Below are 14,476 nucleotides of genomic sequence, written 5' to 3' on the forward strand. Positions count from 1 at the left end.
CTGTCAGTGCTCGGGCCGGAACTCGAAACCACCCACGCTACGACAACGACCACCGTTGATTTCCCGCAACTGGGCTTGCAGATGCAGGCACCAGATCTGCGGGTCATCGGCCAGTTCATAGCCGTGCAGGGTCAGGCTTTCAACGATGGTATCGAGGATGGACTCAGCCACAAAAGGGCCATGGAACGGGCCTTGGGCTTTGATGGCTGAAGGTTGTTCACCGGCCATTCCGGCGGCGAAGAGTAAGGTCCACATCCCCGTATCGCCCGCCAGGGGGCGGATGGCGCATTCGATACGAGTCACAAGACCTAGACATTGACGAGTGAGGCAGAGGTTGCGCGGCATGGCGGCGACCCTCGGTAAATCCGGTATTCAGCCTCCACGGGAAGGCTGTCTCGATCCAGTGATACTGTCGATATCCTTGAGCAGAGAATAGAGGAAAAGTTTGACTAGTACGTCAAGTAAGACCAGAAGGCGCCGAATGGTCACTGTGTGAATATTGGCGCCAGAGTGATGGCACTTTTCCAGGATTACCCGAAGACAAATGTGGGAGCGGACTTGCTCGCGAAAGCGGTCATTCAGACAACAACGATGTTGACTGTAAGTCCGCTTTCGCGAGCAAGCCCGCTCCCACAATGGATCGAGATGAAGCTCAGGTTTGCATCAGGCCGGCTTGGCCTCCACCAGCGCCTCGACCGCCATTTCCTTTTCTGCCTCTTTCAGGTCATCTTCGCTGATCATCTCCGCGATCACCCGCAAGCGCTCCACCACCCGTGCGTTGACGCTACCTTCAGGGAACTCGCCATTTTCATCCGGCTCGCCCGCCGGCTCACCCACCAGCAGGCTGAGCGCCTCGTCGGCCTGACGCACCGCGTAGACGTGGAACTGACCGGCGCGCACAGCGGCCAGCACTTTCTCGTCAAGCATCAGCGTGGCAACGTTGGCGTGGGGAATGATTGCTCCCTGTTCGCCCGTCAGCCCGCGGGCTTCGCAGAGACGGAAGAACCCCTCGATCTTCTCGTTGACGCCGCCCACGGCCTGCACTTCACCGAACTGGTTGATCGAGCCGGTAATCGCAAAGCACTGCTTGAGCGGGGTTTTCGACAGGGCCGAGATCAGGGTGCATGCCTCGCCCAGGGAAGCACTGTCACCATCGACGTAGCCATAGGACTGCTCCAGCGCAATGCTCGCGGAGATCGCCAGCGGAAACTCCTGGGCGTAACGGCTGCCCAGGTAACCGGTGAGAATCATCACCCCTTTGGAGTGGATCGGCTGACCGAGGTTGACCTCACGCTCGATGTCGACGATACCGCTGCCACCGGGATACACCGTGGCGGAGATCCGCGCCGGTACACCGAAGGCCGAGTCGCCGACTTCCAGCACCGTCAGGCCGTTGCACTTGCCGACCGCCGCGCCCGCGGTGTCGATCAGGATGATCCCCGCCAGCATGTCATCGAGAATGCGCGCCGACACACGTCCGGTACGGGTGGCCTTGGCCTTGAGTGCCCGCTCGATGTGACCGGCATCGGTCATTTCATCCGAGGCCAGGTGACGAATGAAATCCGCCTCGCTGACCAGCTGGAACAGATCACCGATGCGTGCCGACAACCGCCCCTGATGCTCGGCCAGGCGTGCGCTGTAGGTTGCCAGGCGCGCTACCGCATCGGCGGTCAACGGCGCCATGCCCTCCTCGGAAGTACGGGTCTTGAGCAACTGGGCGAACTGTTCCAGGCTCTCGTCGACCATTGGAATGTCTTCATCGAAATCCACCAGGACGCGAAACATTTCCTGGAAGTCCGGATCGAGGTCCTGCAGCGTGTAGTAGAGCTGGCGGGCGCCGATGATGACGACTTTGACCTGCAACGGAATATGCTGCGGCGTCAGGGTGACGGTAGCGAAACGACCCATCTCGCCCAGTGGCGATTCCATTTTCAGTTTGCGCGATTGCAGGGCGCGCTTCAGCGCATCCCACACGAACGGCTCGCTGAGCATTTTATCCGCTTCAAGGATCAGGAAACCGCCGTTGGCCCGGTGCAGCGCACCCGGCCGCAACTGCCGATACGTGGTGTAGAGCGCGCCCTGATCGGTGCTGTATTCGATGCGACCGAACAGGTTCTCGTAGGTCGGATGCGGCTCGAACACGACAGGGGCACCACCGCTGGCGGAATGCCCGACCACCAGGCTCGGCGCGTATTGTTCCTCCAGTAGCTTGCGGGCGACCGCATCGGTCTTGCTGTCGTCGACCAATTGCTCGACCACGGTCTTGAGCAAATACACCTGCATCGCTTGCAGGTAACCGCACACCGCCGCGTTCTCGGCGTATTTCTCCGACAACGGCGACAGCAATGGCTGCAGGGCCAGCGTAATGGTTTCTTCGTTCAGGTGGCGCAGTTGATTGCTCGACTCGCGCTTCCATTGCGGCAGGCTGGCGAGTTCCTCGTTCAGGCGCTCTTCGAGGTTGGAAATATCATCGTGGAAGCGATCGCGCTCGGCTTCTGGCAATTGAGCGAATTCGGCCTCATCCAACGCCTTGCCTTCAAGCATCGGAGTGAATGCGATATTGCTGGCATCGCGATAGAGCGCGACGTCTTTCTCCAGCGCCAGGCGCTCGATCACGTCCAGCGCCTTGTCATAGCGCTGATTGAAGGCGCGGTCGATGGCGCTTTTCTTCTGCTGGTAGGACGGATGCTCGAACACCGCCGGAAAGGTCGCCAGCAGGTTGTCGATCAAGCCGTTGATATCACCGATGAAAGCACCGGCGGTGCCCGATGGCAGTTCCAGGGCACGCGGTTCGCGCGGCTCATCGAAATTATTGACGTAGACCCAGTCCGCCGGGGTCTGCAGGCGTTTGCCTTCGGCCTTCAGGTAGCGTTTGACGAAAGAGAAGCGACCGGTGCCGGGCTCGCCCATGACGAATACGTTGTAACCGGGGCGTGGCATGGCCACACCGAACTGCAAGGCTTCGACCGCACGTTCCTGGCCAAGCACACCGCGAAAGGGCTCCAGATCATTGGTGGTAGAGAAGCTGAACTGTTCAGCGGAAAACGGACGGGTCAGCGCTTCAGGCGCTAGACGCAAGCTGGCAGCAACAGGATCAGGCATCGGGCTTCCTTAACAATCAGGCGGGGCAGATAGCGGCATTCTGGCGCCGCCCATGCCTGACTGGCAAGGAGCGCCTAAGGCCAAAGCATAGTCAAGGCCAAAGCCCGGCGTTGAGCGGCGCCAAATCACCGATTTCAACGAATTTTTGGCAAAAAATCACGGAACCCCTTGATCATGCCTAAACTCCAAACTGCGCGACTGGATTAATAACCAGTCCACACTGGCGAGATAGGCGCCAGAACCCTTGTCCATTGGTTTGCACATAAAGAGAACAAAGCTATGAAACGGATTCTTCTTGGTACTCTCTTCACCGCGGTATCCATCAACGCCATGGCTCAGGCGCCAGGCGGCCCGGATTGCGGTTGGGGCAACATGCTGTTCGAAGGTCAGCGTGGCACCCCGGCTCACTTCCTGGCATCCACCACCAACGGCACTTCCGGTAACGCAACATTTGGTATGACTTCCGGTACCAACGGTTGCTCGACCAACGCGTCGCTGACCTATGGCGGCAAATCCTGGTTTGCCATGAATGGCATGATGAACGAGCTGTCCGAAGACATGGCTAAAGGTCAGGGCGAAGCGCTGACCACCTACGCCGTGGTACTGGGCGTGGCGCCGGAAGACCGTGCGCACTTCGCCGCCGTCACTCACGAGCACTTCCAGCAGATCTTCAGCAAAGCTGACGTGACCGCGGAAGATGTGCATACCAACACCCTGGCCGTTCTCAAGAGCGATCCTCGTCTGGCCAAGTACGCAACTCAGGCTTAAGCTCCAGCGCACCCCGCTTCTTTCGGGAAGCGGGTTTATTTTTTGGACCTGCCCCCTCCTTGGGTCTTTGTTTTTTTCCTGTTTAAGTTGCTGATTATGCTCAAACGCCTTGCCTGGCTGGCGCTCTGTGTCTGCGCCCCGCTGTCCGCCGCGCCTCACATCGATCCACAACGTTTGCAGCAACTGGCCAACGACCCCTTTTGGATTTCCCTGGGCCATTACGAAACCGCCAAGCTCGGTGGCTGGCGAAGCTATGTCAGCGACAGGAAATTCTTTCTTGCCGCCGATGGCAACGAACACCCGGACCGTGAACTGGCGGCCACCGTGCAAGCCTTGTACGCCCCGGCCACTGCCGGCGAAAAGCATGCGCAGTGCGTCTACCCGGCACGAACCCGCTGGCTCAAGGCGCAACTCAACCTGACCGACCTGCCGGCTTTGGACTGCGCCGAATTCAAGCAATGGTTCAAGGACGTTTCGCCCCACAGCGCGGTGATGATCTTCCCGGCGGCCTACCTGAACAGCCCGTCATCGATGTTCGGCCACACGTTGCTACGCATCGATCAGGCGGACGTGCAAAGCGACAAGACCTCGCTGCTCAGTTACGCGATCAACTTCGGCGCCTACATCGAGGGTTCCGACAACAGCATCCTGTACGCCTGGAAAGGCTTGATGGGGGGCTATCCGGGGCTGTTTGCGCTGGTGCCCTACCAGGAAAAGCTCTCGGAATATCGCAGTCTCGAGAACCGTGACCTGTGGGAGTACCGCCTGAACCTGACCCAGCAGGAAACAGCGCGCATGGTCGAGCACGTCTGGGAACTGAAACAGATTCAGTTCGACTATTTCTTCTTCGACGAAAACTGCTCCTATCGCTTGCTGGAACTGCTGCAAGTGGCGCGTCCGAGCCTGCGCCTGACCGAGCAATTCCCGCTGACAGCCATTCCCACCGATACCGTCAAGGCCGTGAAAGAGGCAGGGCTGGTGGAGTCCATCCAGTATCGTCCGTCTCGCGAACGGGAATTGCTGAGCCGAGCCGAGCCACTGACCGATGAAGAACAACAGTGGGTACTGAGAGTCAGCGCCGACCAGAATCAATTGCAAACGCCCGAATTCAAGGCGCAACCCCGTGACCGCCAGGCGCTGATTATCGATGCGGCCTACCGCCTGGAACGCTATCGCGCCAACGGCCAGGAGCGTGATCCGCAGCGGGCCCAGCGCAGCTTTGAGTTACTGCGGGCGATCAATCGAAATCCCGCACCGGAACTGGATATCCCGCAGCCTGGCCTGCCCGAGGACGGCCACGAGTCGCGCACCTGGCAGGCCGGTCTGGGCACCCGTGGCGACCGAGCCTTTGGCGAGTACGGCTTGCGCATGGCCTATCACGACCTCAATGACAACGCCGAAAGCTTCCCCCTCGGCGCACAGATCGAGATCCTGCAATTGAAACTGCGTCAGTACGAAGGCAATGACTGGCAGGTGCAGCAACTGGACCTGGCGACCATTCGCTCCCTGACCCCGCGCAATGAGTTGCTGCAACCGTTGTCGTGGCAGGTCACTGGTGGCCTGGAGCGAGTGCCGGGCAAGCATGACGATGAAACCCTGGTCAGCCACGTCAATGGCGGCGGCGGTGGAACCTGGCAACTGGGCGACGACATGCTGGGGTTCGCCCTGGGTACCGTGCGCGTGGAGCACAACAATGACTTCGCCGAATTCATATCGCCGGCGGCCGGTTTCAACACCGGCCTGCTGTGGAAAAACCCGCTGGGCAATCTGAGCCTGGAGGCAAAAGGCGATTTCTTCACCAATGGCGAAGTGCGCCGTAGCCTGAGCCTGAACCAGCAGTGGGAATTGTCACGCAACCTCGGTGTGCGCCTGAGCGCCCAGCGCGAGTTCAGCCACCTGGCCACCCCTGAGAATGAGGTGATGCTAGAGGTGAAGTGGTATCACTACTGACCAAAACTCACCGATCCACCCTGTGGGAGCGAGCCTGCTCGCGAATGCGCACTGTCTGCCGACATCGATGGCGGCTGATCCACCGCCTTCGCGAGCAGGCTCGCTCCCACAGGGGATTGTGATGTTGAATGGATTTTTCACAGGCCTTCCACAAACACCTGACGAACCCGCACCTAGACTTCCCCTATAGGCCGTTAAACGGCCCCGGGAGTCCGAGATGTGGCGTTGCGCGGGTGTGTTGAGTTTGTTGATGTTGATCGCAGGTTGCCAGACAACCCATGAAGATTTGATCGCCAAGGGTTATCCACCCGCATTCGCCGACGGCTTCGATGATGGGTGCAGCAGTGGTCGACAGGCCGCCGGAGCCATTACCGGCGAGTTTCGCAAAAACGTCCCGCGCTACCTGAAGGACAAGAATTACGCCGAAGGCTGGAGCGATGGTTTCCGACAATGTCAGGCCATGCGCGAAAACGAGGATCGTGGCAACTATCGCAACAGTCACCTCAATGAACGGGACAAAGCCTGGGAACAACAGAAGGATCAGGATGCCGCCCGAGCCTATCGCTCGCCATAAGTCGCTTTCAGACATCCCGTGCAACCAAATGCCTGCGAGCATGGCCCAAACCCTATAACGGGAGAAAACCATGAGCCGGGCATTCGTCAATGAAGATAACGCCGCTGCGCAAGCGGATCAGCCAGTCGAACGGCAAGTCAGCGCGCAGCCCAACTACGTCACACCACAGGGCCTGAAACTGCTGCAGGCCAAGGTTGGCGAACTGCAAGCCCTGCACGCCGCGCAGTCTGCGGAGGGCGATCAGGCCGACAAGCAGCGCCTGGCCGACCTGGAGCGCGACCTGCGTTATTTCAAGCAACGCCTGGGTAGCGCCCAGGTCGTACCAGTCGCCACGTCCACCGAAAAAGTGCAGATCGGCAGCCGGGTAACCTACGCCGATGAACATGACGCCGAACACCGGGTGCAACTGGTGGGCGAAGATCAGGCCGATGCAGCTCATGGCCTGATCAATTGGGGATCACCGCTGGGTCGGGCGCTGCTCGGGGCGCAACTCGGTGACGAGGTGCTGTGGCAACGCCCGGCCGGCGATCAAACGATCGAGATCATTCGTATCGAACCGGGTTAAACCACACCTTGGGCCAGCATCGCGTCGGCGACTTTGACGAAACCGGCGATGTTCGCACCCTTGACGTAGTTGACCTGGCCATTCTCCTCACCGTAATGCACGCAAGCGTGATGGATCGACTGCATGATGGCGTGCAGCTTGCTGTCCACCTCACCGCCGGTCCATAGCAGACGCATGGCGTTCTGCGACATCTCCAGACCGCTGACAGCAACACCACCGGCATTGGACGCCTTGCCCGGCGCGAACAGGATGCCTGCTTCGATAAACAGGTCCACGGCTTCGAGGGTGGTCGGCATGTTCGCCCCCTCCGCTACACAGAAGCAGCCATTGCGCAGCAATGCCTGTGCCGCATCGGCATCCAGTTCGTTTTGCGTGGCGCACGGCAACGCGATCTCGCAAGCTAGCCCCCACGGATGCTGGCCAGCCAGGAACTCCAGGCCAAAACGACCCGCCAGCTCGCTGATGCGTCCGCGCTGCACGTTTTTCAGTTCAAGCACTGCCTGCCACTGCTCTTCGGTCAGCCCGCTTTCGCAATACAGCGTGCCTTCGGAGTCAGACAGCGAAACAACCTTGCCGCCCAGGTCCATGACCTTGCGCGCCGCGTACTGCGCAACGTTACCGGAACCCGAGATCGCCACACGTTTGCCTTCGACGGTTTCGCCGCGACGCTTGAGCATTTCCTCGGCGAAGTACACGCAACCGAATCCGGTGGCCTCAGGGCGAATCAGGCTGCCGCCATAGCTCGGTCCCTTGCCGGTCAACACGCTGGTGAACTGGTTGCTCAGGCGCTTGTACTGACCGAACAGGAAGCCGATCTCACGGGCACCGACGCCGATATCGCCGGCCGGCACGTCGACATCGGCGCCAATGTGGCGATACAGCTCACTCATGAAGGCCTGGCAGAAGCGCATGACTTCGGCGTCGCTTTTACCTTTGGGGTCGAAATCGGAACCGCCTTTGCCGCCGCCCATGGGCAACGACGTCAATGAGTTCTTGAAGGTCTGCTCGAAGGCCAGGAACTTCAAGACGCCCAGGTTCACCGACGGATGGAAACGCAAGCCGCCTTTGTATGGGCCGATGGCGCTGTTCATCTGGATACGGAAACCGCGATTGACCTGCACCTTGCCGTGATCGTCGACCCAGGACACGCGGAACACGACAGCTCGCTCCGGCTCGCAGATGCGCTCCAGGATGCCCGAGGTCAGGTAATGCGGATTGGCTTCGAGAAATGGCCACAGGCTACGCAAGACTTCCTCGACGGCCTGGTGGAATTCAGGCTGGTCCGGGTCGCGCTTTTTCAGGCGGGCAAGGAAGGATTCGACGGATTCGATCATGGAAAAGTCTCGGCAAATTTATTGTCATTGGTAGAAATTGGGCCGGACTTTAACAAACGAAACGCGCACTAGGACAGAGCAGAATGTCGCATTTATGAAATTAAATGGTGCACTTGATATAAATTTTGTCCGATTATCGACCATTTCTGCACCTAAATAGGGAGAGCCTCCCTGAATCCCGCACCATCAGTAACACCACCATCGCTGGCAAGCCAGCTCCCACAGTTTGGATGTTGTACACACTTTCCGGGCATTACCCATTCCCTGTGGCAGCTGGCTTGCCTGCGATGAATACACCGCGGTGCCACTGGAAAACGAACAAAAAAAAACGGAGCCCCGAAGGCTCCGTTTTTTCATGCAACCAACCCCAGATCAGGCCAGTTTCTTGTGTCGTACCCGGTGTGGCTGGGCAGCGGCTTCGCCAAGACGCTTTTTGCGATCGGCTTCGTACTCGGTGTAGTTACCTTCGAAGAACACAGCTTGCGAGTCATCTTCGTACGCCAGGATGTGCGTCGCGACGCGGTCAAGGAACCACCGATCGTGAGAGATCACAATGGCAGCGCCCGGGAAGTCGAGCAGGGCTTCTTCCAGGGAACGCAGGGTTTCGACGTCGAGGTCGTTGGACGGTTCGTCGAGCAACAGGACGTTGCCGCCCTCTTTCAGGGTCAGGGCCAGGTGCAAGCGACCACGCTCACCACCGGAGAGGTCCTTGACGAACTTCTGCTGGTCGCCGCCCTTGAAGTTGAAGCGGCCGACGTAAGTGCGCGACGGAATCTCGTAGTTACCAATGCGGATCTGGTCGGAACCGTCGGAGATTTGCTGGAACACGGTCTTGCTGCCGTCCAGGTCTTCGCGGCTCTGGTCCACGCAAGCCAACTGCACGGTTTCGCCGACTTCGATGCTGCCCGAATCCGGTGTTTCCTTGCCCATCAGCATGCGGAACAGGGTCGACTTACCGGCACCGTTACCGCCGATCACGCCGACGATGGCACCTTTAGGCATGGAGAACGACAGGTTGTCGATCAATACGCGATCGCCATAGCCCTTGGTGACGTTCTTGAATTCGATGACCTTGTCGCCCAGGCGTGGACCGGCCGGGATGTAGATCTCGTTGGTTTCGCTGCGCTTCTGGAATTCCTGCGATTGCATTTCCTCGAAGCGTTGCAGACGAGCCTTGGATTTCGACTGACGGGCCTTGGCGCCTTTGCGCACCCACTCCAGTTCTTCCTTCATGGCTTTTTCGTGAGCCGACTGCTGCTTGGATTCCTGGGCCAGACGATCGGACTTGGCTTCCAGCCAACCCGAATAGTTGCCCTCGTACGGAATGCCCGCGCCGCGGTCGAGTTCCAGGATCCAGCCAGCGACGTTGTCCAGGAAGTAACGGTCGTGCGTGATCGCAACCACGGTGCCCGGGAAGTCGTGCAGGAAGTGCTCCAGCCAGGCAACGGAGTCGGCGTCCAGGTGGTTGGTCGGTTCGTCGAGCAGCAGCATGTCCGGCGCGGACAGCAGCAGGCGGCACAGGGCCACACGACGCTTTTCACCACCGGACAGGTGTTCTACTTTTGCGTCCCAGGCCGGCAGGCGCAGCGCGTCGGCGGCGACTTCCAGCTGGCGCTCCAGGTTATGGCCATCGCTGGCTTGCAGGATGGCTTCGAGCTTGGCCTGCTCGGCAGCCAGCTTGTCGAAGTCGGCATCCGGGTCGGCGTAGGCCGCGTAGACCTCGTCCAGGCGCGCCTGGGCGTCCTTGATCACGCTGACCGCTTCCTCGACCACTTCACGCACGGTCTTGGTCGGGTCCAGTTGTGGTTCTTGCGGCAGATAGCCGATGTTCAGGTCTGGCATCGGACGGGCTTCGCCGTCGAACTCGGTGTCGACGCCAGCCATGATTTTCAACAGGGTGGACTTACCCGAACCGTTGAGGCCGAGTACGCCGATCTTGGCGCCCGGGAAGAACGACAAGGAGATGTTTTTCAGGATTTCCCGCTTCGGCGGAACAACTTTGCCCAGCCGATGCATGGTGAATACGTATTGAGCCATGGAGAACCTAGGGTCAGTGACTGATGAATGAATAGAGCGCAGGCGATGCCCGGCCAGACCATGCGCGACGTACGCTTGACGAGGTCAATGCGCAGGCGCTGAAAAAAGTCTGATTCTAGGAGCTGGAACGCTCCCGCGTAACCGGCAAAGCTACCTTAATGACAGATGGCAGTCCAGCCGAGCGGGACTGGCACTTCGCCACAACTCAAGGCATGCTAGCCGCCCTTCGGGCGTCCGACTTATAGTGCACGTCGCGCCAGTCCAGCCAAACCGCAGGATTACAGTTTGTCCAGTGTCCCTCCGTCCCTGATCCCCCGTGCACCGACTGTTGCACCCGGCTCGCCCATGCGCGGCACACTCAAGGGCGCTTTGGCGATGCTCGTGTTGCTGCTGCTCGCCTTGTTGTGCTGGCAACTGCTCGATCAGCTTCGGGAAACCCAGAAGATCCAACGCCAGGCGACCATCGACCACACCGCAGACCAGGCCGCACAAGTGAGCCTGAATATGGCGCTCAACGCCCAGATCGCCCTCAACCTGCTACCGATTGTCGAGCAGCCACAAAGTACTGACGAGCTGCAGGACCTGCTGCGCAAACTGCAAAAGTCCTTGCCCGAGCTTTCCAGCCTGGCACTGCTCAGCCCTTCGGGAAGAATCCTCAGTGACACGGCCGGCACCAGCGACGATGCCGACTACCTGGGAGAGCTGGTCCGACGCAGTCGCGCCCAACCCCACTACTACAGCAACGCCATCGACGGCTCGCGAGTGTATCTGCTGTTACATCAAGCCAGCGGCAGCAATCGCGGCTATTGGACCTTGCGCTTCAGGCCGACGTTTTTCACTTCACTGACCCATCTGAACGAAACGGGTACTGCCCCGCTGTGGCTGGTGGAAAATCGCTTCAATCACCAGATCCTCAGCCGCGACGAGGCATTGCCGCAGGTCAACCCAGGCACCTTGACCCAGGACGATGTGGCCAACAGCGTACTGACCGTCGCGCTGAGCAGCAGCGACTGGCAACTACGTGGACTGTTCGATCGCCAGCGAGTGCTCGAAGAACTGCTACCGGCTTTCATTGGCAAATGCCTGCTATGCCTGGCTTTTTCCATGCTGCCGTTCATCGTCCTGCTGAACATGCGCCGTCGGCAGCGCCAGCTGCACGAAGGTCGCCGACGCTACCAGGAAATTTTCGAAGGCTCGGGCGTGGCATTGTGCGTACTCGACATGTCTGGCCTGCGCAGCGTGTTTGACAAGGCCCAACTGCTGAGCGACGAGCAACTGCAAGCATGGCTGGCGGTTGCGCAACAGCGCCGGCAGCTGCTGCAGGAGCTGCGCATTACCGAAGTCAATCAGGTCGCCCTGCAACTGCTTAACGTCGATACCTGTGAACACGTCTGGAGACTGTTGATCGATGGCAATCCTGTAGAGGGCAGCGCCATCGGCAATCAGGTGCTCGAAGCGGTGCACAGGAAACAGCAACAGCTCGAACTGGAAATCAAACTCCAGGACGCCTCGGGTCGTGACCAGCATCTGTGGCTGGTGTTGCGCCTGCCGCAGAACCCTGACGACTTCAAGGCGGTGATCCTGAGCATCACCGATATCACCAGCCGCAAGCTCATCGAGCTGTCGCAGCAGGAGCGCGAACGTTTCTGGTCTGACGTCGTGCGGACCGTGCCCGATCACCTTTACGTGCAAGACGTGATCAGCCAGCGAATGATCTTCAGCAACCATCACCTGGGCCAAACGCTGGGCTACAACCGCACCGAACTGCAGCAGATGGGCGAGTACTTCTGGGAAATCCTCCTGCATCCTGACGATGCCGATTACTACCACCGGTCGCGCCAGACCCAGCGGCAAGGCGGCTACAGCCAATTGATGCAATGCCAGTTGCGCTTTCGCCACCGTGACGGGCAATGGCGGCGTTTCGACATTCGCGAGCAGGCACTGGCACGGGACAAGCACGACCAAGTCACCCGCATCATCGGCGTGGCCAAGGACGTTACCGAACAGATCGAGGCCAGCGAGTCGCTGCGCGACAGCGAGCAGCGCTACCGCATGCTCGCCGAAAGCATCAGCGACGTGATTTTTTCCACCGACAGCCGCATGGCGCTCAACTATGTAAGCCCTTCCGTGCAGGGGGTGCTGGGCTACGACGTAGAGTGGATTTTCCAGAACGGCTGGCAATCGACCATTGCCAATCCGCAACAGTTGAGTGGCATCTACAGCCTGATGGATCGTGTCAGCAAAGCGCTGGATAAACCTGAACAGCTGGCCCTGCTGCGCAGCCAGGTGCAAACCCAGCTATTCCTGTTCGACTGCCTGCGCGGCGATGGGCGCAAGATTCCTATCGAGCTACGACTGGTCCTGGTCTGGGACGAACACGGTGCATTCGAAGGCGTGCTTGGCGTCGGTCGCGATATCAGCCAGCAACGCCGGGCCGAGAAAGACCTGCGAATGGCCGCCACGGTATTCGAACACTCGACCTCGGCGATCCTCATCACCGACCCGGCCGGCTATATCGTCCAGGCCAATGAAGCCTTCAGTCGTGTCAGCGGTTATGCCGTGGAACAGGTACTCGACCAGTTGCCGAACATGCTCACCGTCGATGAGCAGCAGGAAGCCCATTTGCGCTACGTGCTCAAGCAACTGAACCAGCACAGCACCTGGGAAGGCGAAGTGTGGCTGCGTCGGCGCAATGGCGAGCATTATCCGGCCTGGGTCGGCATTACCGCGGTTCTGGACGACGAAGGCGACCTGGCCAGCTACGTGTGTTTCTTCAGCGACATCAGCGAACGCAAAGCCAGTGAGCAACGGATTCACCGCCTGGCCTATTACGACGCCCTGACCCACCTGCCCAACCGCACGCTGTTCCAGGATCGCCTGCACACGGCGTTGCAGGCGGCTGAACGGCAGAAGTCCTGGGTGGTGTTGATGTTCCTTGACCTGGACCGCTTCAAGCCGATCAACGACTCCCTGGGCCATGCCGCCGGTGATCGCATGCTCAAGGAAATGGCCACGCGCCTGCTCGGTTGCGTCGACGACGACGACACGGTCGCGCGCATGGGCGGCGATGAGTTCACCTTGCTCCTGCAACCGCGGGCCAACCGGGAAATCGCCTTGACGCGGGCGATTCACGTGGCGGAGCAGATCCTCGCCAGCCTGGTCAAACCCTTCGTACTCGAAGGCCGTGAGTTCTTCGTCACGGCCAGTATCGGCATCGCCCTGAGCCCGCAGGACGGCAATGAACTCAGCCAGTTGATGAAGAACGCCGACACCGCGATGTACCACGCCAAGGAGCGTGGCAAGAACAACTTCCAGTTCTATCAGGCGGACATGAACGCCAGCGCCCTGGAGCGCCTGGAACTGGAAAGCGACTTGCGACATGCCCTGGAACAGAACGAATTCGTGCTGTACTACCAACCGCAGTTCAGCGGCGATGGCAAACGCCTGACCGGCACCGAAGCCTTGCTGCGCTGGCGTCATCCGCGCCGTGGCCTGGTGCCGCCGGGAGATTTCATCCCGGTGCTTGAAGAACTCGGACTGGTGGTGGACGTCGGGGATTGGGTGATCAGCGAGGCTTGCCGCCAGCTCAAGACCTGGCATCAGGCCAAGGTGCGCGTGCCGAAGGTGTCGGTGAACATCTCGGCACGGCAGTTTTCCGATGGCCAGCTTGGCACGCGGATCGCCAACATCCTGAAGGAAACCGGCCTGCCTCCGGCGTGCCTGGAACTGGAACTGACCGAAAGTATCCTGATGCGCGAAGTCAGCGAAGCCATGCAGATTCTCGCCGGGTTGAAAAACCTTGGCCTGAGCATCGCGGTCGACGACTTCGGCACGGGCTACTCATCGCTCAACTACCTCAAGCAGTTCCCGATCGATGTACTGAAGATCGACCGCACCTTTGTCGATGGCCTGCCATCGGGTGAGCAGGATGCGCAGATCGCCCGGGCGATCATCGCCATGGCCCACAGCCTTAACCTGGCGGTGATCGCCGAGGGCGTGGAAACCCAGGAGCAACTGGATTTCCTGCGCGAACACGGTTGCGATGAGGTCCAGGGATACCTGTTCGGCCGGCCGATGCCGGCCCACACCTTTGAAGGGCAATTCAGCAATGATGCCCTCTTCATGTTCGACTGACATTGTGTGGTG

The 14,476-nt window shown here is 59.8% G+C and carries 9 protein-coding genes; 5 read left to right on the plus strand and 4 right to left on the minus strand.

Going from position 1 to position 14,476, the window contains the following annotated elements:
* Positions 1–3: 3 nt before the first annotated feature.
* Positions 4–345, minus strand: a complete 342-nt coding sequence (locus CGA21_RS13435) for a hypothetical protein (protein WP_008058253.1) — start codon at positions 343–345, stop codon at positions 4–6.
* A 318-nt stretch (positions 346–663) separates the two neighbouring features.
* Positions 664–3,102, minus strand: coding sequence for a Lon protease family protein (locus CGA21_RS13440; RefSeq protein ID WP_110751032.1), 2,439 nt, complete (start codon positions 3,100–3,102; stop codon positions 664–666).
* Positions 3,103–3,381: 279 nt separating this feature from the next.
* Here CGA21_RS13440 and CGA21_RS13445 point away from each other — a divergent pair, with 279 nt between their 5' ends.
* The 4 genes from CGA21_RS13445 (at position 3,382) to CGA21_RS13460 (ending at position 6,959) form a co-directional block, all read left to right on the plus strand.
* Positions 3,382–3,870 (plus strand): DUF3015 domain-containing protein, encoded by a 489-nt coding sequence (locus CGA21_RS13445; RefSeq protein ID WP_020798660.1) that lies wholly within the window; start codon positions 3,382–3,384, stop codon positions 3,868–3,870.
* A gap of 96 nt (positions 3,871–3,966) precedes the next feature.
* Complete coding sequence (locus CGA21_RS13450; protein WP_188264338.1) at positions 3,967–5,820, plus strand: DUF4105 domain-containing protein; 1,854 nt, start codon at positions 3,967–3,969, stop codon at positions 5,818–5,820.
* A gap of 217 nt (positions 5,821–6,037) precedes the next feature.
* Positions 6,038–6,394, plus strand: coding sequence for a hypothetical protein (locus CGA21_RS13455; protein WP_110751030.1), 357 nt, complete (start codon positions 6,038–6,040; stop codon positions 6,392–6,394).
* 70 nt (positions 6,395–6,464) lie between these two features.
* Positions 6,465–6,959, plus strand: a complete 495-nt coding sequence (locus CGA21_RS13460) for a GreA/GreB family elongation factor (RefSeq protein WP_110751029.1) — start codon at positions 6,465–6,467, stop codon at positions 6,957–6,959.
* Here CGA21_RS13460 and gdhA read toward each other — a convergent pair.
* Both gdhA and ettA read right to left on the minus strand, forming a co-directional pair.
* Positions 6,956–8,293: an NADP-specific glutamate dehydrogenase gene (gene gdhA, locus CGA21_RS13465; RefSeq protein ID WP_110751027.1), complete on the minus strand. Its 1,338-nt coding sequence runs from the start codon at positions 8,291–8,293 to the stop codon at positions 6,956–6,958. The genes CGA21_RS13460 and gdhA overlap by 4 nt on opposite strands.
* Before the next feature lie 372 nt (positions 8,294–8,665).
* Positions 8,666–10,330 carry an energy-dependent translational throttle protein EttA gene (ettA, locus tag CGA21_RS13470; protein ID WP_020798667.1) on the minus strand — a complete coding sequence of 555 codons (1,665 nt, stop codon included), beginning with the start codon at positions 10,328–10,330 and terminating at the stop codon, positions 8,666–8,668.
* Between the two features lie 345 nt (positions 10,331–10,675).
* Here ettA and CGA21_RS13475 point away from each other — a divergent pair, with 345 nt between their 5' ends.
* Positions 10,676–14,464: a bifunctional diguanylate cyclase/phosphodiesterase gene (locus CGA21_RS13475; protein WP_110751025.1), complete on the plus strand. Its 3,789-nt coding sequence runs from the start codon at positions 10,676–10,678 to the stop codon at positions 14,462–14,464.
* The last annotated feature ends 12 nt before the right edge of the window (positions 14,465–14,476 follow it).

Source organism: Pseudomonas sp. PSB11 (assembly GCF_014596605.1).
GTDB classification, from domain to species: domain Bacteria; phylum Pseudomonadota; class Gammaproteobacteria; order Pseudomonadales; family Pseudomonadaceae; genus Aquipseudomonas; species Aquipseudomonas umsongensis.